18 protein-coding genes and 1 tRNA gene are annotated in these 21,161 nt (G+C 54.6%); 13 read left to right on the forward strand and 6 right to left on the reverse strand.

Annotated elements, in window-relative coordinates; all coding sequences use genetic code 11:
* The first annotated feature begins 100 nt into the window (after nucleotides 1–100).
* Nucleotides 101–176: transfer RNA gene (locus tag RTU33_RS16265), tRNA-Trp, on the forward strand.
* Between the two features lie 95 nt (nucleotides 177–271).
* Here the strand turns inward: RTU33_RS16265 and hdfR are convergent.
* Complete coding sequence (gene hdfR / locus RTU33_RS16270) at nucleotides 272–1,093, reverse strand: HTH-type transcriptional regulator HdfR (protein WP_312628739.1); 822 nt, start codon at nucleotides 1,091–1,093, stop codon at nucleotides 272–274.
* Nucleotides 1,094–1,211: 118 nt separating this feature from the next.
* On the opposite strand from hdfR, the gene RTU33_RS16275 reads away from it, so the two are divergent.
* A complete protein-coding gene (locus RTU33_RS16275) occupies nucleotides 1,212–1,550 on the forward strand; it encodes a DUF413 domain-containing protein (RefSeq protein WP_097164579.1) in 339 nt (112 codons plus the stop codon).
* A gap of 23 nt (nucleotides 1,551–1,573) precedes the next feature.
* On the opposite strand, the gene RTU33_RS16280 is transcribed toward RTU33_RS16275, so the two are convergent.
* A complete protein-coding gene (locus tag RTU33_RS16280) occupies nucleotides 1,574–3,094 on the reverse strand; it encodes a YifB family Mg chelatase-like AAA ATPase (RefSeq protein WP_312628742.1) in 1,521 nt (506 codons plus the stop codon).
* A gap of 326 nt (nucleotides 3,095–3,420) precedes the next feature.
* On the opposite strand from RTU33_RS16280, the gene ilvL reads away from it, so the two are divergent.
* From ilvL to ilvA, 6 genes are all read left to right on the forward strand, one after another.
* Nucleotides 3,421–3,519, forward strand: coding sequence for an ilv operon leader peptide (gene ilvL / locus RTU33_RS16285; RefSeq protein WP_001311244.1), 99 nt, complete (start codon nucleotides 3,421–3,423; stop codon nucleotides 3,517–3,519).
* A 138-nt stretch (nucleotides 3,520–3,657) separates the two neighbouring features.
* Nucleotides 3,658–5,304 (forward strand): acetolactate synthase 2 catalytic subunit, encoded by a 1,647-nt coding sequence (gene ilvG / locus RTU33_RS16290; RefSeq protein ID WP_312628744.1) that lies wholly within the window; start codon nucleotides 3,658–3,660, stop codon nucleotides 5,302–5,304.
* Nucleotides 5,301–5,564 carry an acetolactate synthase 2 small subunit gene (gene ilvM, locus RTU33_RS16295; RefSeq protein WP_097164576.1) on the forward strand — a complete coding sequence of 88 codons (264 nt, stop codon included), beginning with the start codon at nucleotides 5,301–5,303 and terminating at the stop codon, nucleotides 5,562–5,564. Before ilvG ends, ilvM begins: the two co-directional genes overlap by 4 nt.
* A 17-nt stretch (nucleotides 5,565–5,581) precedes the next feature.
* On the forward strand, nucleotides 5,582–6,511 hold the full coding sequence (locus tag RTU33_RS16300; protein WP_312628745.1) for a branched-chain amino acid transaminase: 930 nt from the start codon (nucleotides 5,582–5,584) through the stop codon (nucleotides 6,509–6,511).
* Between the two features lie 60 nt (nucleotides 6,512–6,571).
* Nucleotides 6,572–8,422 (forward strand): dihydroxy-acid dehydratase, encoded by a 1,851-nt coding sequence (gene ilvD, locus RTU33_RS16305; RefSeq protein WP_312628746.1) that lies wholly within the window; start codon nucleotides 6,572–6,574, stop codon nucleotides 8,420–8,422.
* Between the two features lie 2 nt (nucleotides 8,423–8,424).
* Entirely contained in the window at nucleotides 8,425–9,969 is a 1,545-nt protein-coding gene (gene ilvA / locus RTU33_RS16310; protein WP_312628747.1) for a threonine ammonia-lyase, biosynthetic, read from the forward strand.
* Here the strand turns inward: ilvA and ilvY are convergent.
* Nucleotides 9,966–10,856 carry an HTH-type transcriptional activator IlvY gene (ilvY, locus tag RTU33_RS16315; RefSeq protein WP_312628748.1) on the reverse strand — a complete coding sequence of 297 codons (891 nt, stop codon included), beginning with the start codon at nucleotides 10,854–10,856 and terminating at the stop codon, nucleotides 9,966–9,968. The two genes, ilvA and ilvY, sit on opposite strands and share 4 nt — an antisense overlap.
* A gap of 151 nt (nucleotides 10,857–11,007) precedes the next feature.
* On the opposite strand from ilvY, the gene ilvC reads away from it, so the two are divergent.
* On the forward strand, nucleotides 11,008–12,483 hold the full coding sequence (gene ilvC, locus RTU33_RS16320) for a ketol-acid reductoisomerase (RefSeq protein WP_312628749.1): 1,476 nt from the start codon (nucleotides 11,008–11,010) through the stop codon (nucleotides 12,481–12,483).
* A gap of 85 nt (nucleotides 12,484–12,568) precedes the next feature.
* Here ilvC and ppiC read toward each other — a convergent pair whose 3' ends face one another.
* Nucleotides 12,569–12,850, reverse strand: coding sequence for a peptidylprolyl isomerase PpiC (gene ppiC, locus RTU33_RS16325; protein ID WP_013099282.1), 282 nt, complete (start codon nucleotides 12,848–12,850; stop codon nucleotides 12,569–12,571).
* Nucleotides 12,851–12,933: 83 nt separating this feature from the next.
* On the opposite strand from ppiC, the gene rep reads away from it, so the two are divergent.
* On the forward strand, nucleotides 12,934–14,958 hold the full coding sequence (rep, locus tag RTU33_RS16330; protein ID WP_312628750.1) for a DNA helicase Rep: 2,025 nt from the start codon (nucleotides 12,934–12,936) through the stop codon (nucleotides 14,956–14,958).
* Nucleotides 14,959–14,994: 36 nt separating this feature from the next.
* Here rep and gppA read toward each other — a convergent pair whose 3' ends face one another.
* Together gppA and rhlB are read right to left on the reverse strand one after the other, a co-directional pair.
* Entirely contained in the window at nucleotides 14,995–16,482 is a 1,488-nt protein-coding gene (gene gppA, locus RTU33_RS16335) for a guanosine-5'-triphosphate,3'-diphosphate diphosphatase (RefSeq protein ID WP_312628840.1), read from the reverse strand.
* 7 nt (nucleotides 16,483–16,489) lie between these two features.
* Complete coding sequence (gene rhlB, locus RTU33_RS16340) at nucleotides 16,490–17,761, reverse strand: ATP-dependent RNA helicase RhlB (protein WP_312628752.1); 1,272 nt, start codon at nucleotides 17,759–17,761, stop codon at nucleotides 16,490–16,492.
* A 152-nt stretch (nucleotides 17,762–17,913) separates the two neighbouring features.
* On the opposite strand from rhlB, the gene trxA reads away from it, so the two are divergent.
* The 3 genes from trxA (at nucleotide 17,914) to wecA (ending at nucleotide 21,156) form a co-directional block, all read left to right on the forward strand.
* Nucleotides 17,914–18,243, forward strand: coding sequence for a thioredoxin TrxA (trxA, locus tag RTU33_RS16345; RefSeq protein ID WP_097164566.1), 330 nt, complete (start codon nucleotides 17,914–17,916; stop codon nucleotides 18,241–18,243).
* A gap of 337 nt (nucleotides 18,244–18,580) precedes the next feature.
* A complete protein-coding gene (rho, locus tag RTU33_RS16350) occupies nucleotides 18,581–19,840 on the forward strand; it encodes a transcription termination factor Rho (protein ID WP_097164565.1) in 1,260 nt (419 codons plus the stop codon).
* Nucleotides 19,841–20,064: 224 nt separating this feature from the next.
* Nucleotides 20,065–21,156, forward strand: a complete 1,092-nt coding sequence (wecA, locus tag RTU33_RS16355; protein ID WP_312628753.1) for a UDP-N-acetylglucosamine--undecaprenyl-phosphate N-acetylglucosaminephosphotransferase — start codon at nucleotides 20,065–20,067, stop codon at nucleotides 21,154–21,156.
* Nucleotides 21,157–21,161 lie beyond the last annotated feature (5 nt).

Genomic DNA, 21,161 nt, shown 5'->3' on the forward strand with positions numbered 1-21,161 from the left:
GCCTGTCACGCAGGGGGTCGCGGGTTCGAGTCCCGTCCGTTCCGCCACTTATTAAAATATTAAGCCTGCTTTATTGCGGGCTTAATAGTAAGAAAAATTTAGGGGCGTAGCTCAGTTGGTAGAGCACCGGTCTCCAAAACCGGGTGTCGCGAGTTCGAGTCTCTCCGCCCCTGCCATCTATAATCCTTTGTTTCGGCAAAGGATTTTTTTTTGCTTTGAATTCAGCAAATCTCTCTTTCTGCTTCCGATCAAATATGAAAGTGCCAGAATATCATTCCAGCACAGCAACCTTCAGGATCTCACGAATCTGTGACTGCTTATCACTGTTTTGCAGCCAAATTGCATACAGTGGTCGTGAAAGCGTCGCGCTATCAGAAACCGTGTGTAATCCCCCCTTCATTTTTGCCCAGTTCATTGGTAACCAGGCGCAACCTTCGAGTGGCATAAGCTGTTGGCGTGCAAGTTCCGCGGAACTGGTTGTCAGCAGTGGAACATCATCATGAGCGAGCAGGCCTGCTTCATGCTGTTGAAAATCAGGACCCCATTCCAGACGAAGATAATTCAGATTGGCTTTTACCTGCGAAGGCGTTGCGCAATAGAGCGCCAACGTGAAATGCCCCAACAGCTGGCTGCTGAACTCATCCATTTTGGGGGCTTCAGTGGTGATCAAAAGATCCAGCTGGCGTTCATGGAGCTGTTTGACCAGTGATTGCCGCTGAGCAATACGCGCCTCAAACTGCAGCGTATTATGGACCGGGTAAAGCTGCCCCAGCCACTCATTGAGCATACATTCCCAGAGAGAAGCGCTGGCACCGATGGAGAATTCATTGTGTCGGGAGGTGTTTGCCACTTCCTTTCTGGCGGATTGCCACGTGCTCATTAACGTTTCGGCATAGGGGAGAAGCTTTTCTCCAGCTGCCGTCAGGCGAATGTTATTGCGGTGACGGGTAAAAAGGTTCACGCCCAGTTGGTTCTCAAGCTGACGAATACGAAAGCTGACGGCTGATTGCGTCAGGTACAACGCTTCGGCCGCACGCCCGAAGTGACGCGTTCGGCTCACTTCCAGGAAAGTTTTGAGCAATTCCGTATCCACACTCTTCTCCACAAAAATATTTGTCGTGTTGATTTAAATGTTTTGTTTGACGCTCTGTCAAGCGTAACTAATACTCCGCGCCATAAATAGCTCAGCCAAAGAATCAGGAGCGTGTAGGATGGCGGAAAGCTTTACGACGACTAATCGTTTTTTCGACAATAAAAATTATCCGCGTGGGTTCTCCCGTCATGGTGACTTCACCATCAAAGAGGCTCAGCTGCTGGAACGCCACGGTTATGCGTTTAATGAGCTGGAGTTGGGGAACCGTGAGCCAGTAACCGAAGATGAAAAGCAGTTTGTTGCCGTTTGCCGTGGTGAACGCGAGCCCGCGACAGAGATTGAACGCGTATGGATCAAATACATGGCGCGTATCAAACGGCCAAAACGCTTTCATACGCTGTCAGGCGGTAAACCGCAGGCAGAAGGTGCAGAGGACTACACCGAAAGCGACGATTGATAAAAGGGGCCCAGGCCCCTTTTTTATGCCATCATTTTTTGCAAATGGATAAGTAACCTTTCAACTGCGCGGTATCCCAGCGCTTCCTGCAAATGCGACCGTGTTATCTGTTCTGTTCCGGCGAGATCGGCAATGGTTCGAGACACTTTGATAAGCCTCTGCCAGGTGCGAATGGATAACCCAAGATGGGTTAGAGCCTGCTCCAGCCACACCGCATCTTCTGGTATGAGCGCACACTGAATTTTAATTTCATGATTTTCCAGCCACGCATTGAGTTTACCTTGGCGGACTAACTGCATTTGCTGTGCAGCAACGACTCTGCTTTTTATCGTCTGGCTACTTTCTCCTTTTTCAGGAGGTTGGCTCAACAGGCCAGGCGGCGGCAGCGGAACTTCCAGTGACAAATCAAACCTGTCCAGAAAGGGTCCGGACAGGCGTGCCAGATAGCGTAAAACCTGCTCCGGAGAGCTGCGATTGTGGTTTCCCTGATAATGGCCGGTCGGGCTTGGATTCATGGCCGCGATGAGTTGAAAGCGTGCCGGATAGGAAATCTTTGCTCGCGTGCGTGAGATATGAATTTGCCCCGATTCAATAGGTTCACGCAGGGCATCCAGAACCCGACGTTCAAACTCGGGAAGCTCATCAAGAAATAAGATCCCATTATGGGCCAGTGAAATTTCGCCCGGGGCGGGTATTGCACCCCCACCGACCATGGCCGTTAGCGAGGCGCTATGGTGAGGCGCTCGGAATGGGCGTTTACGCCATTGTTTATGCACTTGCCCTGTCCCAACCAGACTCAAAATAGCAGCGCTCTCCAGCGCCTCCTGATTACTCAGAGAGGGAAGAATGCCGGGTAGCCGGCTGGCAAGCATTGTTTTTCCTGTTCCGGGTGGCCCTATCAGAAGCAAGTTATGCCCGCCTGCCGCGGTGATCTCCAGAGCCCGTTTACCCTGCTGCTGCCCGATGACGTCGCTCAGATCGGCTTCCGCTACTGTATCCACTTCTGGCATAGGCTCAGGGTGTGGTAGTTCAACCCGTCCCTCCAGAAAGGCACAAACTTCCTGTAAGTGATTGGTGATAAAACAGTCTGCTCCACCAATCAATCCGACCTCAGGGGCATTTTCTGCTGGCAAAACGATCTGTCTCCCGCACCTTAGTGCTTCCATTGCCCCAGAAATGGCACCGGTAACGCCGCGTATCGCTCCGGTAAGTGCGAGTTCGCCGACCAGCTCAAACTGACCAAGCCTGGTCGTGTTGAGCTGCTCAGAGGCCGCCAGAAGCGCAATGGCAATGGGTAAATCGTAACGTCCACCTTCCTTGGGTAAATCGGCAGGGGCCAGGTTGATGGTGATTTTCTTGGCCGGAAATTCATAACCGCTATTAATAATTGCGCTTCTGACCCGATCGCGAGCCTCTTTCACGGCTGTTTCCGGCAGACCAACCATGGTTAACCCCGGTAATCCGCTACTGATATGCACTTCAACGGTGATGAGTGGCGCGTTTACGCCGAGGGCTGCGCGGGTGTAAATAATCGACAATGACATAATGCCTCCGTGTATATGCAGTATGTCCGTCTGATGAATGTCAGCAATTAATTAGGTGGGATTTTACGAGCATAATTCATGCTTTTTTCATTGTTTTCATGCTTGTTGCAGACAATTGGGAGCCTGATCGATAAATGTTGTATGAGCCTCTGCTGTATTGATCCTGTGAAGAATTTTCATCATTGGAGTTTCTTATAAAAAACAATACTTTTTGTCATTTTCGTTAATCCGATCGGCAATCTCATTATAAAAAAACATTGCTATCTCATCAGCCCCTGTGATAACTCTTTAGGTATTCCTTCGACACGAAGCCAAAAGTAAAGAAAATGACAGCCCTTCTACGAGTGATTAGCCTGGTCGTGATTAGCGTGGTGGTGATTATTATCCCACCGTGCGGGGCTGCACTTGGACGAGGAAAGGCTTAGTAATCAAGCCTTAACGAACTAAGACCCCCGCACCGAAAGGTCCGGGGGTTTTTTTATGGCCGTATAAAACTAAGAGGAGCAGAAGATGACAGTCAGCATAAAATTCTGTTTCTCACGAACAGCAACGGGGAAGTAACTATGAATGGGGCTCAGTGGGTGGTACATGCGTTGCGGGCGCAGGGAGTCGAAACTGTTTTCGGCTATCCTGGTGGTGCAATTATGCCGATATACGATGCATTGTATGACGGCGGCGTGGAACATCTGCTGTGTCGACACGAACAGGGCGCTGCGATGGCAGCCATTGGCTTTGCTCGTGCCACAGGTAAAACCGGCGTATGTATGGCTACATCCGGCCCCGGGGCAACCAACCTGATCACCGGTCTTGCTGATGCGTTGCTGGATTCCGTACCCGTTGTGGCGATCACCGGCCAGGTTGCCTCGCCGTTTATTGGCACGGATGCGTTCCAGGAAGTGGACGTCCTCGGTTTATCACTTGCCTGCACCAAGCACAGCTTCCTGGTGCAATCGTTGGAAGAGTTGCCGCGCGTGATGGCTGAAGCTTTCGAGGTGGCAAACTCAGGCCGTCCTGGCCCTGTTCTGGTTGATATCCCGAAAGATATCCAGGTGGCCAGTGCAAATCTTGAACCGCATTTTTCTACTGTTGAAGACAAAAACGATTTTCCGCATGAAGAGGTCGCCCTGGCGCGCGAGATGATCGCCCAGGCCCGCCAGCCAATGCTCTATGTCGGCGGTGGGGTTGGCATGGCGCAGGCAGTACCAGCGTTGCGTGAGTTTATTTCTGTTACGCAGATGCCTGTTACCTGCACGCTGAAAGGGTTGGGAGCCGTTAAGGCTGACTACCCGTATTACCTGGCGATGCTGGGTATGCACGGCACCAAAGCGGCGAACCTCGCCGTACAGCAGTGTGATTTGCTGATCGCCGTTGGGGCACGCTTTGATGACAGAGTTACCGGCAAGCTGAATACGTTCGCGCCGAATGCCAAAGTTATCCATATGGATATCGATCCTGCGGAGCTGAACAAGCTTCGCCAGGCACATGTTGGTTTGCAGGGTGATTTGAACGCACTGCTGCCCGCCTTACAGCAGTCACTGAACATCGACGCATGGCGCAAGCAGACTGCTGAGCTTAAAACTGAACATGCCTGGCGCTACGATCATCCCGGTGAGGCTATCTACGCGCCGCTGCTGCTCAAACAGCTTTCCGATCGCAAGCCTGCCGACAGCGTAGTGACCACCGACGTGGGCCAGCATCAGATGTGGTCGGCGCAGCACATGACTTACACCCGCCCGGAAAACTTTATCACCTCCAGCGGGCTTGGCACGATGGGCTTTGGCCTGCCTGCTGCGGTAGGGGCGCAGGTAGCACGCCCGGAAGATACGGTGATCTGTATCTCCGGTGACGGCTCTTTCATGATGAACGTGCAGGAGCTCGGCACCGTCAAACGCAAACAGCTGCCGCTGAAAATCGTTTTGCTCGATAACCAACGTTTAGGCATGGTGCGCCAGTGGCAGCAACTGTTCTTCCAGGAGCGTTACAGTGAGACGACGCTCAACGATAACCCCGATTTCCTCACGCTTGCCAGTGCCTTCGGCATTCCTGGCCAGCATATTACCCGTAAGGATCAGGTTGAAGCGGCTCTCGACGTGATGCTGAACAGCAAAGGGCCTTACCTGCTTCATGTCTCAATCGACGAACTCGAAAACGTCTGGCCGCTGGTTCCGCCGGGTGCCAGTAATGCAGAAATGCTGGAGAAATTATCATGATGCACCATCAGGTAGCCGTCCAGGCTCGCTTCAACCCCGAAACCTTAGAACGCGTTTTGCGCGTTGTCCGTCACCGTGGCTTTCAGATTTGTGCCATGAATATGGAAACCGCCACCGACGCGCAGAACATAAATATCGAATTGACCGTTGCCAGTCTTCGCCCAGTCGAATTACTGTTTAGTCAGTTAAGCAAACTGGTGGACGTCGCTCGCGTCGAGATCCAGCAACGAACAACATCATCACAACAAATCCGCGCCTGAGCGCAAAAGGAAGAACAATGACGACGAAAAAAGCTGATTACATCTGGTTCAACGGTGAGATGACTCCATGGGGCGAGGCGAAAGTCCACGTGATGTCCCATGCCCTGCACTACGGAACGTCCGTGTTCGAAGGCATCCGTTGCTACGACTCTCACAAAGGCCCGGTGGTGTTCCGTCATCGTGAACACATGCAGCGTCTGCATGATTCAGCCAAGATTTATCGTTTCCCGGTTTCCCAGAGCGTGGATGAGCTGATGGAAGCCTGTCGTGAAGTGATCCGTAAAAACAACCTGACCAGCGCCTATATTCGTCCACTGGTGTTCGTGGGTGATGTGGGCATGGGCGTTAATCCGCCAGCTGGTTACAGCACCGATGTGATCATTGCTGCTTTCCCTTGGGGAGCTTATCTCGGCGCAGAAGCGCTGGATCAGGGGATCGACGCAATGGTTTCATCCTGGAATCGCGTAGCGCCAAACACCATTCCAACCGCGGCGAAAGCGGGCGGGAACTACCTTTCTTCCCTGCTGGTTGGCAGCGAAGCGCGCCGTCATGGTTATCAGGAAGGGATCGCGCTGGACGTAAACGGCTATATCTCTGAAGGCGCAGGCGAAAACCTGTTTGAAGTGAAAGACGGGATTCTGTTTACGCCACCATTCACCTCTTCAGCGCTGCCGGGCATCACCCGTGATGCCATCATCAAGCTGGCGAAAGACCTGAATATCGAAGTCCGCGAGCAGGTGCTTTCCCGCGAATCGCTGTACCTGGCGGATGAGGTGTTCATGTCCGGTACCGCGGCAGAAATCACGCCGGTACGCAGCGTCGACGGTATCCAGGTGGGCGAAGGCCGCTGCGGCCCGGTCACTAAACGCATCCAGCAAGCCTTTTTTGGCCTCTTCACCGGCGAAACAGAAGATAAATACGGCTGGCTGGATCAGGTTAATCCATAAGTATAAATTTGGGACGGCACGCACCGTCCCGCTAAATTGTCAGACGGGAGTAAACAGAGCATGCCTAAGTACCGTTCCGCCACTACCACCCATGGCCGTAATATGGCGGGTGCCCGCGCGCTGTGGCGCGCCACCGGAATGACCGATGCCGATTTTGGCAAGCCGATCATTGCCGTCGTGAACTCGTTTACCCAGTTCGTGCCGGGCCACGTCCATCTGCGCGACCTCGGTAAACTGGTTGCTGAGCAAATCGAAGCGTCCGGCGGCGTAGCGAAAGAGTTCAATACTATCGCCGTGGATGACGGGATCGCCATGGGCCACGGCGGCATGCTGTATTCCCTGCCGTCACGTGAGCTGATCGCCGACTCCGTGGAGTACATGGTGAATGCCCACTGCGCCGATGCGATGGTCTGTATCTCCAACTGCGACAAAATCACCCCCGGGATGCTGATGGCTTCTCTGCGCCTCAACATTCCGGTGATCTTCGTTTCCGGCGGTCCGATGGAGGCCGGAAAAACCAAGCTGTCCGATCGGATCATCAAGCTGGATCTGGTCGATGCAATGATTCAGGGCGCAGATCCGAAGGTTTCTGACGAACAGAGCGAACAGATTGAACGTTCCGCCTGCCCGACCTGCGGCTCCTGTTCCGGGATGTTTACCGCTAACTCGATGAACTGCCTGACCGAAGCGCTGGGCCTCTCTCAGCCGGGCAACGGTTCGCTGCTGGCAACTCACGCTGACCGTAAAGAACTTTTCCTCAACGCCGGCAAGCGTATCGTCGAGCTGACTAAACGTTATTACGAGCAGGACGACACCAATGCGCTCCCGCGCAGCATTGCCAGCAAAGCGGCATTCGAAAACGCCATGACGCTGGATATCGCCATGGGCGGTTCCACCAATACCGTACTGCACCTGCTGGCAGCCGCGCAGGAGGCCGAAATCGACTTCACCATGAGTGATATCGACAAGCTTTCCCGCAAAGTCCCGCAGCTGTGCAAAGTGGCGCCAAGCACCCAGAAATACCACATGGAAGACGTTCACCGTGCGGGCGGCGTGCTCGGTATTCTCGGCGAGCTGGACCGTGCCGGACTGATGAACCGTGACGTGAAAAATATACTCGGACTTTCACTGCCGCAGACGCTCGATCAATACGATGTCATGCTGACCAAAGACGACGCGGTGAAAACGATGTTCCGTGCAGGTCCGGCGGGTATCCGCACCACACAGGCCTTCTCTCAGAACTGCCGTTGGGACACGCTGGATGACGATCGCGCTGAGGGCTGTATCCGTTCACTGGAAAATGCCTACAGCAAAGACGGTGGCCTGGCTGTGCTGTATGGCAACTTTGCGGAAAACGGCTGCATCGTGAAAACGGCAGGCGTGGACGACAGTATTCTGAAATTTACCGGCCCGGCCAAAGTCTACGAAAGCCAGGACGACGCAGTTGACGCGATCCTCGGTGGGAAAGTGGTGGCGGGCGATGTGGTCGTTATCCGCTACGAAGGGCCGAAAGGCGGACCGGGAATGCAGGAAATGCTCTACCCGACCACATTCCTCAAATCCATGGGCCTCGGCAAGGCCTGTGCGCTGGTCACAGACGGGCGCTTCTCCGGTGGCACATCCGGTTTGTCCATCGGCCACGTTTCTCCGGAAGCGGCCAGCGGTGGCAATATTGCCATTATCGAAGATGGTGACCTGATCGAAATTGACATCCCGAACCGTGGCATCCAACTGAAGCTGAGCGATCAGGAAATTGCCGCACGCCGTGAAGCGCAGGAAGCCCGTGGTGATCAGGCCTGGACACCGCGCAGCCGTGAGCGTCAGGTGTCGTTCGCCCTGCGTGCTTATGCAAGCCTGGCGACCAGTGCGGACAAAGGCGCAGTGCGCGATAAATCCAAACTTGGGGGCTAATCATGGCCGAATCCCAACCGCTATCCGCCGCCCCTGAGGGGGCGGAATATCTCAGAGCGGTGCTCCGCGCGCCGGTCTACGAAGCTGTGCAGGTTACGCCGCTTCAGAAAATGGAAAAAATCTCCTCGCGCCTCGACAATGTGGTGCTGGTGAAGCGCGAAGACCGTCAGCCGGTGCATAGCTTCAAGCTACGCGGGGCATACGCAATGATGGCTGGCCTGACCGAAGAGCAGAAATCACGTGGAGTGATTACCGCATCGGCAGGTAACCACGCGCAGGGCGTGGCGTTTTCCTCCGCTCGCCTCGGCCTCAAAGCGCTAATCGTCATGCCGGTGGCGACAGCCGATATCAAAGTTGATGCCGTGCGCGGCTTCGGCGGCGAAGTGTTACTGCACGGCGCTAACTTCGATGAGGCGAAAGCCAAAGCTATCGAACTGTCGCAGCAGCAGGGCTTTACCTGGGTGCCCCCGTTCGATCATCCGATGGTGATCGCCGGGCAGGGCACGCTGGCGCTCGAGCTGTTACAGCAGGATGCGCATCTCGATCGCGTTTTCGTGCCGGTGGGCGGCGGCGGTCTGGCGGCGGGCGTGGCGGTGCTAATCAAACAGCTGATGCCGCAGATCAAAGTCATTGCGGTGGAAGCTGAAGATTCAGCGTGCCTAAAGGCGGCGCTGGACGCCGGGCATCCGGTCGATTTGCCGCGCGTTGGGCTTTTTGCCGAAGGTGTGGCGGTTAAGCGCATCGGGGATGAAACCTTCCGTCTGTGCCAGGAATACCTGGACGACATCGTCACCGTAGACAGCGATGCTATCTGCGCGGCGATGAAAGATTTGTTCGAAGACGTGCGTGCAGTGGCGGAACCGTCCGGCGCGTTGGCGCTTGCGGGAATGAAAAAGTACATCGCGCAGCACAACATCCGCGGCGAGCGTCTGGCGCACGTGCTTTCTGGCGCCAACGTCAACTTCCACGGCTTACGGTATGTCTCCGAGCGCTGCGAACTGGGCGAACAACGTGAAGCCCTGCTGGCAGTGACCATTCCTGAAGAAAAGGGCAGCTTCCTCAAGTTTTGCCAGCTGCTTGGCGGGCGTTCAGTGACGGAGTTTAACTACCGCTTCGCCGATGCCAAAGACGCCTGTATTTTCGTGGGTGTGCGGCTAAGCCGCGGGCTTGAAGAGCGGAAAGAGATCCTTAACCTGCTTCGCGATGGCGGATACAGCGTGGTGGATTTGTCAGACGATGAAATGGCGAAGCTGCACGTTCGCTACATGGTTGGTGGGCGTCCGTCGAAGCCGTTGCAGGAGCGTCTCTACAGCTTCGAGTTCCCGGAGTCGCCGGGGGCGTTGCTGAAGTTTCTCTACACGCTCGGTACGCACTGGAACATTTCGCTGTTCCACTACCGCAGCCACGGCACCGACTATGGCCGCGTGCTGGCGGCGTTTGAGTTAGGTGAACACGAGCCGGATTTTGAAACCCGCCTCAACGAGCTGGGTTACGACTGCCACGACGAAACCAACAACCCGGCGTTCAGGTTCTTCCTCGCGGGTTAGTGATTCGGTAGAATCGACCAGAACGCATCAATCAGCGGCTCATGCAGCCGCTTTTTTTGTCCGCAAACGCCAAGCTCGAACGGCGTTTTCTCATCGCTGCGCTCCAGAATCATCACACGGTTACGCACCGGCTCCGGGCTGTTCTCCAGTACGATCTCAGGAATTAACGCTACGCCGCACCCCAGCGCCACCATTGATACCATCGCTTCATGCCCGCCCACCGTGGCGTAAATCGACGGATTGCTGATTTTGTGGCGGCGGAACCACAGCTCAATACGGCGACGCACCGGCCCCTGATCGGCCATGATAAATGGAACGGTTGACCAGTCCGGTGCATCAACGGATACCTGATTACGTACCGGGCAGGGCAACGCCGGGGCGATCAGCACGACGGCCAGATTCTCCAGCATCGAAAATGCCACCGCGCCCGGCAGCGTTTCCGGCTTACCGGCTATCGCCAGATCGGCTTCGCCGGTGACGACTTTGTCCATAGCGTCGGCGGCATCGCCCGTCGTCAGTTTAATTTCCACCGAGGGATGCTCGGCGCGGAAACGATCGAGAATCGGCGGCAGATGGCTGTAGGCCGCAGTCACCGAACAGAAAATGTGGAGTTCTCCCGAGAGCGACGGGCCTTGCTGATCGAGCGTGTGGCGCAGCTGCTGATACTGCAGCAGCGTCTGCTGGGCAAATACCCGTAGCTCCTCGCCCGCTTCGGTCAGGGTTACTGTACGGTTGTCGCGCACAAACAGCGGCTGGCCGAGATCCTCTTCGAGACGCTGGATCTGGCGCGAAAGCGTGGAGGGGCTGACGTGCATCGCCCGCGCGCTGCGGCCAAAATGGCGGCTTTCGGCCAGATGCAGGAAAGTTTTCAGATCGCGTAAATCCATAAGCGGGCCACCCTTTTTTACGTTGCAGTTATTGCAATGTGACGTTGTGAATATATCAATTTCCGCAATAAATTTCCTGTTGTAATGTGGGTTCATTCTCGCTGAAAGGCGACCCGAACAATAAGACAGTACAACATCACGAGGAATCATCATGGCTAACTACTTCAACACACTGAATCTGCGCCAGCAGCTGGCTCAGCTGGGCAAATGTCGCTTCATGGCGCGCGACGAATTCGCCGATGGCGCGAGCTACCTTCAGGGCAAAAAAGTGGTTATCGTCGGCTGTGGTGCGCAGGGTCTGAACCAGGGCCTGAACATGCGTGATTCCGGTCTGGATATTTCCTACGCGCTGCGTAAAGAAGCGATTGCTGAGAAGCGTGCTTCCTGGCGTAAAGCGACTGAGAACGGTTTTAAAGTCGGCACTTACGAAGAGCTGATCCCCCAGGCGGATCTGGTTGTTAACCTGACGCCGGACAAGCAGCACTCTGACGTAGTGCGTTCCGTTCAGCCGCTGATGAAGGACGGTGCGGCGCTGGGCTACTCCCACGGCTTCAACATCGTGGAAGTGGGCGAGCAGATCCGTAAAGACATCACCGTCGTGATGGTGGCACCGAAGTGCCCGGGTACGGAAGTGCGCGAAGAGTACAAGCGTGGTTTCGGCGTGCCGACCCTGATTGCGGTTCACCCGGAAAACGATCCGAAAGGCGAAGGCATGGCAATCGCTAAAGCCTGGGCTGCGGCCACCGGTGGCCACCGTGCGGGCGTGCTGGAATCTTCCTTCGTTGCGGAAGTGAAATCCGATCTGATGGGCGAGCAGACTATTCTGTGCGGTATGCTGCAGGCCGGTTCTCTGCTGTGCTTCGATAAACTGGTGCAGGATGGTACAGACCCGGCCTACGCAGAAAAACTGATTCAGTTCGGCTGGGAAACCATCACCGAAGCGCTGAAGCAGGGCGGCATTACGCTGATGATGGATCGTCTCTCCAATCCGGCGAAAGTGCGTGCGTATGCGCTGTCCGAGCAGCTTAAAGAGATCATGGCGCCGCTGTTCCAGAAGCACATGGATGACATCATCTCTGGTGAGTTCTCCTCCGGCATGATGGCGGACTGGGCGAACGACGACAAGAAACTGCTGGGCTGGCGTGAAGAGACCGGGCAAACCGCGTTTGAAAATGCCGCGCAGTTTGACGGTAAAATCGGCGAGCAGGAATACTTCGATAAAGGCGTACTGATGATCGCGATGGTGAAAGCGGGCGTTGAGCTGGCGTTCGAAACCATGGTCGATTCCGGCATCATTGAAGAGTCGGCTTACTACGAATCCCTGCATGAGCTGCCGCTGATTGCGAACACCATCGCCCGTAAGCGCCTGTACGAAATGAACGTGGTTATCTCTGATACAGCAGAATACGGTAACTACCTGTTCTCTTACGCCTGTGTGCCGCTGTTGAAGGAGTTCATGACCACGCTGCAAACCGGCGATCTGGGCAAAGCGATTGCTGAAGGCGCGGTAGACAACGCCCAGCTGCGCGACGTGAACGAAGCGATTCGCAGCCATGAGATCGAGAAAGTGGGTAAAAAACTGCGCGGCTATATGACTGATATGAAGCGTATTGCTGTAGCGGGTTAACCCTATTGGTCGGGTGGCGCTTCGCTTACCCGACCTACAAAAACGTAAATGTAGGCCGGGTAAGGCGGAGCCGTCACCCGGCTTTTTATTTCCGATAAAGAACTTTAATGACGTGATAACCGAACTGGGTGTGCAGCGGGCCGGTAGGTTCCAGCACCGGGCAGGAGAAGACGACTTTATCGAACGCCGGCACCATCTGGCCCTGGCGGAATTCGCCTAAGTCGCCGCCTCTTTTGCCTGACGGGCAGATAGAGTGTTTCTTCGCCAGCTTGCCGAAGTCGGCGCCGTTTTTAAGCTGCTCCAGAAGATCGAGTGCCAGTTTCTCTTCCTTTACAAGGATATGCAGTGCTGCTGCTGTTTTTGCCATGATCGTGCCTTGAGTGGTGTGGTTCAGGCTCGCTATACTAGCATGCTCTATTTCTGCCCTCCCGTTTTTCATTGAGTGACCCTATGCGTTTAAATCCCGGACAACAACAAGCCGTCGAATTCGTCACCGGACCCTGCCTGGTGCTGGCGGGAGCGGGATCCGGCAAAACTCGCGTGATCACCAACAAAATTGCGCATCTGATCCACCAGTGTGGCTATCAGGCGAAGCACATCGCGGCGGTGACGTTCACCAATAAAGCGGCACGCGAGATGAAAGAGCGTGTTGCGCAGACGATGGGCCGTAAGGAAGCGCGCGGTCTGATGATCTCGACGTTCCATACTCTGGGGCTGGAGATCATCAAGCGTGAGTTTGCGGCGCTGGGGATGAAATCGAACTTTTCGCTGTTTGATGACACCGACCAGGTCGCGTTGCTCAAAGAGTTAACGGAAGGGTTAATCGAAGACGATAAGGTTCTGCTACAGCAGCTGATCTCGACGATCTCAAACTGGAAAAACGATCTGATGACGCCTGCGCAAGCGGCAGCGCAGGCGAAAGGCGAACGCGATCGTATTTTTGCCCATTGCTACGGGCTTTACGATGCGCACATGAAAGCCTGCAACGTCCTTGATTTTGACGATCTGATCCTGCTGCCGACGCTGCTGTTGCAGCGCAATGAAGAGGTGCGCGAACGCTGGCAGAACAAGATTCGCTATCTGCTGGTGGATGAATACCAGGATACCAACACCAGCCAGTATGAGCTGGTGAAGCTGCTGGTGGGCAGCCGGGCACGTTTTACCGTGGTGGGCGACGACGATCAGTCCATCTACTCCTGGCGTGGCGCGCGGCCGCAAAACCTGGTGCTGCTGAGCCAGGATTTCCCGAAACTTCAGGTGATTAAGCTCGAGCAAAACTACCGTTCTTCAGGCCGAATTTTGAAAGCCGCCAACATTCTGATCGCCAACAACCCGCACGTATTTGAGAAAAAACTCTTCTCCGAACTGGGGTATGGCACAGAGCTGAAAGTGCTTAGCGCCAACCATGAAGAGCATGAAGCTGAGCGGGTGGCCGGGGAGCTTATCGCCCATCACTTTATCAACAAAACGGAATATAAGGATTATGCGATCCTGTATCGGGGTAACCACCAGTCGCGCGTATTTGAAAAGCTGCTGATGCAAAACCGCATTCCGTACCGGATTTCTGGTGGCACCTCGTTCTTCTCACGGCCTGAAATCAAAGATCTGCTGGCTTATCTGCGCGTGCTGACCAATCCGGATGACGACAGTGCATTCCTGCGTATCGTTAACACACCGAAGCGCGAGATTGGTCCGGCAACGCTGCAAAAGCTCGGTGAATGGGCGACCACGCGCAGCAAAAGTATGTTTGCCGCAAGCTTTGATATGGGGCTGACGCAAACTCTGACCGGGCGCGGATATGAATCCCTGACTCGTTTTACCCACTGGCTGGGCGAGGTGCAGCGCCTGGCAGAGCGTGAACCCATTGCTGCCGTGCGCGATCTGATTCATGGTATCGACTACGAATCCTGGCTATTTGAAACCTCGCCAAGCCCGAAAGCGGCTGAAATGCGCATGAAAAACGTCAACACGCTGTTTGGCTGGATGACGGAGATGCTCGAAGGTTCCGATCTTGAAGAGCCGATGACCCTGACGCAGGTGGTCACACGTTTCACCCTGCGTGACATGATGGAGCGTGGTGAAAGTGATGAAGATCTCGATCAGGTTCAGTTGATGACCCTGCATGCCTCCAAAGGGCTGGAGTTCCCGTACGTTTATCTGGTTGGCATGGAAGAGGGACTGCTGCCGCACCAGAGCAGCATCGACGAAGACAATGTCGATGAGGAACGCCGCCTGGCTTATGTGGGCATCACCCGGGCGCAGAAAGAGCTAACGTTTACGCTGTGCAAAGAGCGTCGCCAGTACGGTGAGCTGGTGCGCCCGGAGCCGAGTCGTTTCCTGCTGGAATTACCGCAGGATGATATCGTCTGGGAGCAGGAGCGAAAGGTCGTATCGGCAGAAGAGCGGATGCACAAAGGACAAGCGAACGTGGCGAATATCAAAGAGATGCTGGCAAAAGCTAAGGCGAAACAGTAGGCCCGGTAAGCGTAGCGTTACCAGGCTATTCCGATCTTATTCGACCGTCAAAGGCCAGTGCACGTAACTCTGCCACTGGCTTTCCTGCAACACCAGTTCTGCTCCGAGTGGGTGTGCCGCCAGCCAGCCTGTTGGTAGCATCAGCGTTAACGTTTCCCCTTCGGCCTTCAGCGTAATTTCAGGTAACAGGTCATCCCGACGGCGGCCTGCAAACAGGATCGCCAGACGTAGCAGGCGGCAAAGTCTGTCTGCAACGCGCGGTGGGACGGCATTCTGCTGATGAAGCGAAGGAAGATCTACCGGGTTGGTCTGATTGAGCACCAGCGTCGCCAGCAGTTTTTTTTGCGCAGGCGTAAAGCCCGGCAAATCAAGGTTTCGGACCAGATAGGCGGCGTGCTGCGGTGCTTGTTTAAAATCGACGCTCAGGCCAATTTCATGCAGATAGCAGGCACTTAGCAGCAAATCACGGCTTAGTGGCTCAATTTCCCAGCTGTTTCCGACCTGATCGACGAAGTGCGACGCTAATTGCGCTACGCGCTGAGCCTGTTCGGTGTCGACCATAAAGCGGCGCTGAATGTTGCGCAGCGTCCGGTTGCGGATATCCTGATCGACGGCCAGATGCAGCATGCCATAGACCAGTCCTTCGCGCAGCGCGCCGCCCGCGAGCGTCATGCAGGTGATACCGAGCTCATTGAAGATGGCCAGTAAAATGGCGAGCCCGCTCGGGAATACCAGCGCACGTTCGAGCGTCAGCCCTTCAATTTCCAGCTCTTCAAGACGGCCACACTGGATAGCGCGCTGTTTAAGCTGCTCGAGCTTGGCAAGCGTAATGCGCTCATCCATGCCCTGCGCCATCATGATTTCCTGCAGCGCCTGTACGGTGCCTGACGCGCCAACGCATACTTTCCAGCCGTGGTGTTTTAGCTCATCGGCTACAGGACGAAGAACTTCACGCGCGGCCTGTTCGGCGGCATCAAAATGCGCTTGTTCGAGATTGCGATCGGTAAAAAACCGTTCGAGCCAGGTGACGCAGCCCATTGATAAACTGAACAGAGAAGTGGTTTGTGCGCCTTTGCCGGTCACCAGTTCGGTACTGGCTCCGCCGATATCCACCACCAGACGGCGATCGTCCCCGCCCGTGGTGTGCGCCACGCCCTGGTAAATCAGACGCGCCTCTTCTTCACCAGTAATAACCTGAACCGCGCAGCCGAGGATCTCCTGCGCTCTGGCAATAAACTCATCGGCGTTGACGGCGAGACGAAGCGTGGCTGTGGCCACTACGCGAATTTGTGCGTGGGGAATATCCTGCAGGCGCTCCGCAAACAAGCGCAGGCATTGCCAGCCCCGTTCCATGGCCTCCGACGACAGCGTGTTATCGCTGTTTAGCCCGGCGGCCAGCCTGACTTTGCGCTTAATGCGCGTCAGGGTTTGAATGCTCCCCGCCACTTCGCGCACAACCAGCATATGAAAACTATTGGAACCGAGATCGATAGCTGCATAAAGCGAAGAGGCGGCACTGAGCATAGGGCGTTTAACCTGAACGTCGACGGTTACGTGGAGCGCCGCCGCCTGAACGGCGTGGACCATTGCCTGGGCGTGAACGCGTCAGACGCAGGGCTCTAGGCAGATCGGTCATTAGCGCGTCCGGGTTGTACTTGCTCTGCGGAATCGAGTGACCGATGTAGGTTTCGATAGCGGGCAGATTCAGCGCGTACTCTTCGCAGGCAAGGCTGATGGAGTGGCCGCTGGCACCTGCACGACCCGTACGGCCGATGCGGTGAACATAGTCTTCGCAGTCGTCTGGCAGATCATAGTTGAAGACGTGCGTGACGGCTGGAATGTGCAGACCACGGGCAGCGACGTCTGTGGCGACCAGAATGTCGAGATCGCCGCGGGTGAACTCTTCCAGAATACGCAGGCGCTTTTTCTGCGCTACGTCGCCGGTCAGCAGGCCTACGCGATGACCGTCGGCAGCCAGGTGGCCCCAGATGTCTTCGCAGCGGTGCTTGGTGTTGGCGAAGATGATGGCGCGATCCGGCCACTCTTCTTCTACCAGCGTTTGCAGCAGACGCATTTTCTCTTCGTTAGACGGATAGAAAAGTTCTTCTTTGATGCGGTGGCCGGTTTTCTGTTCCGGTTCGACTTCCACATACTCGGCGTTGTTCATTTGCTCGAACGCCAGTTCGCGTACGCGGTAAGAAAGGGTCGCGGAGAACAGCATGTTCAGACGCTGTGTGGCTGGCGGCATGCGACGGAACAGCCAGCGGATGTCTTTGATAAAGCCCAGATCGTACATGCGATCCGCTTCATCAAGCACCACGACCTGGATAGCGCCCAGATTGATATGATTCTGCTTCGCGTAGTCAATCAGACGGCCGGTGGTGCCGATCAGAATATCGACGCCGCTTTCCAGCACCTTCAGCTGTTTGTCATAGCCGTCGCCGCCGTATGCGAGACCAAGCTTGAGACCGGTGGCGTTAGCCAGCGGCTCTGCATCTGCATGAATCTGCACAGCCAGCTCGCGCGTAGGCGCCATGATCAGCGCGCGTGGCTGGTTGACCTGGCGGTTCTCTGCGGCCGGGTGAGAGAGAAGATAATGGAACGTTGACGTCAGGAACGCCATCGTTTTGCCGGTTCCGGTTTGCGCCTGACCTGCAACGTCACGACCTGCAAGCGTCAGCGGAAGCGCCAGAGCCTGAATAGGTGTGCAGTTATGAAACCCTTTTTTTTCAAGGGCTTCGACGACTTTAGGGTGCAGGGCGAAGTCGGAAAACTTCTGTTCTGTTAAATGTGTTTTGCTCATAGTGTGGTAGAATATCAGCTTACTATTGCATTAAGAAAGCGTATCCGGTGAAATAACGTCAACCTTTTAGTTGGCTAAAGCAACATCAACATGACGTTGATTGTTGATTAATGCTACACCAACACACCAGGCTTTTTCCTGTGGAGTTATATATGAGCGATAAAATTATTCACCTGACTGACGATAGTTTTGACACGGACGTACTCAAAGCTGACGGGGTTACCCTCGTTGATTTCTGGGCAGAGTGGTGCGGTCCGTGCAAAATGATTGCTCCGATTCTGGATGAAATCGCTGAAGAGTTCGAAGGGAAGCTGACCGTTGCGAAACTGAACATCGATCAGAACCCGGGCACTGCACCGAAGTACGGCATCCGCGGTATCCCGACGCTGCTGCTGTTCAAAAACGGCGAAGTGGCCGCGACCAAAGTTGGCGCGCTGTCTAAAGGCCAGCTGAAAGAGTTCCTCGAAGCAAACCTCGCCTAATTCCGTACTGGGCTAATATGGCGTCCGCTGTTCCGAAAATGTCGGGACTGCTGGACGCCCGCCCTGAGTCGTGCTAAGTTAACGTTGACTTCGTTTTAAACATACCTTATGTAGTTTGAATCTGATTTAGCCAAACACTTCCCGTAGCACCTCGTAATACATACGCGTGAAGTTGATAGATTCCAGGCTCATCACTTTTTCCGTCTCGTCGTTTCAGTTCTGCGCTCTTTCCTTTGACCAGGCAGCGAACAGACATAAGTTGATGGCCGTAAACAGGCATGGATGATCCTGCCATACCATTCACAACAACCGTTCGAGATTTACCCCTCACACCACTATGAATCTTACCGAATTAAAGAATACGCCGGTTTCTGAGCTGATCACTCTCGGCGAAAATATGGGGCTGGAAAACCAGGCCCGCATGCGCAAACAGGACATCATCTTTTCTATCCTGAAGCAGCACGCAAAGAGTGGCGAAGATATCTTTGGCGACGGTGTGCTGGAGATTCTGCAGGATGGATTTGGTTTCCTCCGCTCCGCAGACAGCTCCTACCTCGCCGGTCCCGACGACATCTACGTATCCCCCAGCCAAATCCGCCGTTTCAACCTCCGCACAGGTGACACCATTTCCGGTAAGATTCGTCCTCCAAAAGAGGGTGAACGTTACTTCGCACTGTTGAAAGTTAACGAAGTTAACTACGACAAGCCGGAAAACTCGCGTAACAAAATTCTGTTCGAGAACTTAACGCCGCTGCACGCGAATTCTCGTCTGCGCATGGAGCGTGGTAACGGTTCTACCGAAGACTTAACCGCACGCGTTCTGGATTTGGCATCGCCAATCGGCCGCGGTCAGCGTGGTCTGATTGTGGCACCGCCGAAAGCCGGTAAAACCATGCTGCTGCAGAACATCGCGCAGAGCATTGCGTATAACCATCCTGACTGTGTACTGATGGTGCTGCTGATTGACGAACGTCCGGAAGAAGTAACCGAAATGCAGCGCCTTGTGAAAGGCGAAGTGGTTGCCTCGACCTTCGACGAACCGGCGTCTCGCCATGTGCAGGTTGCTGAGATGGTTATCGAGAAGGCTAAGCGCCTTGTTGAGCACAAGAAAGACGTTATCATTCTGCTCGACTCCATTACCCGTCTGGCACGTGCTTACAACACCGTGGTACCTGCTTCCGGTAAAGTACTGACCGGTGGTGTGGATGCTAACGCCCTGCATCGTCCTAAGCGCTTCTTCGGTGCGGCACGTAACGTGGAAGAGGGTGGCAGCCTGACTATCATCGCGACTGCGCTGATCGATACCGGCTCCAAAATGGATGAAGTAATCTACGAAGAGTTTAAAGGCACCGGTAACATGGAGCTGCATCTCTCCCGTAAGATCGCTGAAAAACGCGTCTTCCCGGCTATCGATTACAACCGTTCTGGTACCCGTAAAGAAGAGCTGCTCACCACTCAGGAAGAGCTGCAGAAAATGTGGATCCTGCGCAAAATCATCCATCCAATGGGCGAAATTGACGCGATGGAGTTCCTCATCAATAAGCTGGCGATGACCAAAACCAACGACGACTTCTTCGACATGATGAAACGTTCGTAAAGTCACGCCCTGCACAAAACGCCACGCGACTGCGTGGCGTTTTTGTTTTTAACGCATACTTTCTGAAATCACCCAAAACCACCAGGAAAGGGTGTTTTTGTTGAGCACCTCTGCTATTCGGTCAAAAAAGCAACTAATTCCTTTAAACTCAGTCGTATTCCCCTTCAGGAGAGCGGCTATCGTGAGTATACTTTCGCTAATAATTTTTCCAGAGAGCACCAATTGTGAATTTACTGACCGCCAGTACTGATCTGATCAGTATTTTTTTGTTCACAACCCTGTTTCTGTTCTTTGCCCGCAAAGTGGCGAAGAAAGTGGGACTGGTGGATAAGCCCAATTTTCGTAAACGTCATCAAGGATTGATCCCTCTCGTCGGTGGCATCTCAGTTTACGCAGGGATTTGCTTCACGTTCGCGATCGTTAATGCCTACATTCCACATGCCGCGCTGTACCTGGCCTGTGCTGGCGTCCTTGTTTTTGTGGGAGCGCTGGATGACCGGTTTGATATCAGCGTGAAATTCAGGGCCACCGTGCAGGCGCTTATTGGCGTGGTGATGATGTATTCCGGCGGCCTGTATCTGAGAAGCCTGGGCTACATTTTCGGCTCCTGGGAACTGGTGTTAGGCCCGTTTGGTTATTTCCTGACCCTGTTTGCGGTATGGGCAGCTATCAACGCGTTTAACATGGTCGATGGTATTGATGGCTTACTCGGCGGTTTGTCCTGCGTCTCCTTCGCTGCAATGGGACTGATCCTGTGGTTTGACGGGCAAACGAGCCTGGCCGTGTGGTGCTTTGCGATGATTGCTGCGATTGTGCCTTACATCATGCTCAATTTGGGCATTCTGGGGCGGCGCTATAAGGTCTTTATGGGGGATGCCGGGAGTACGTTGATTGGTTTCACCGTTATCTGGATCCTGCTGGAAACCACACAAGGTAAAACGCACCCGATTAGTCCGGTCACCGCGCTGTGGATTATCGCCATTCCGCTGATGGATATGGTGGCGATCATGTATCGTCGCCTGCGTAAAGGCATGAGCCCATTCTCTCCCGATCGGCAGCACATACACCACCTCATCATGCGCGCGGGTTTTACTTCACGTCAGGCCTTTGTTCTCATTACGCTTTCAGCCGCTATTCTGGCCGGTATTGGTGTGCTGGGAGAGTACACGCACGTCGTGCCTGAGTGGGGAATGCTGCTGCTGTTCCTGGTCGCTTTCTTCCTCTATGGCTATTGTATTAAACGCGCGTGGAAAGTTGCTCGCTTCATTAAACGTGTGAAAAGAAGAATGCGCCGCAAGAGCGCCCGTCCAATTTAACTCAA

Source organism: Scandinavium sp. (genome assembly GCF_032012665.1).
Classification (GTDB): domain Bacteria; phylum Pseudomonadota; class Gammaproteobacteria; order Enterobacterales; family Enterobacteriaceae; genus Scandinavium.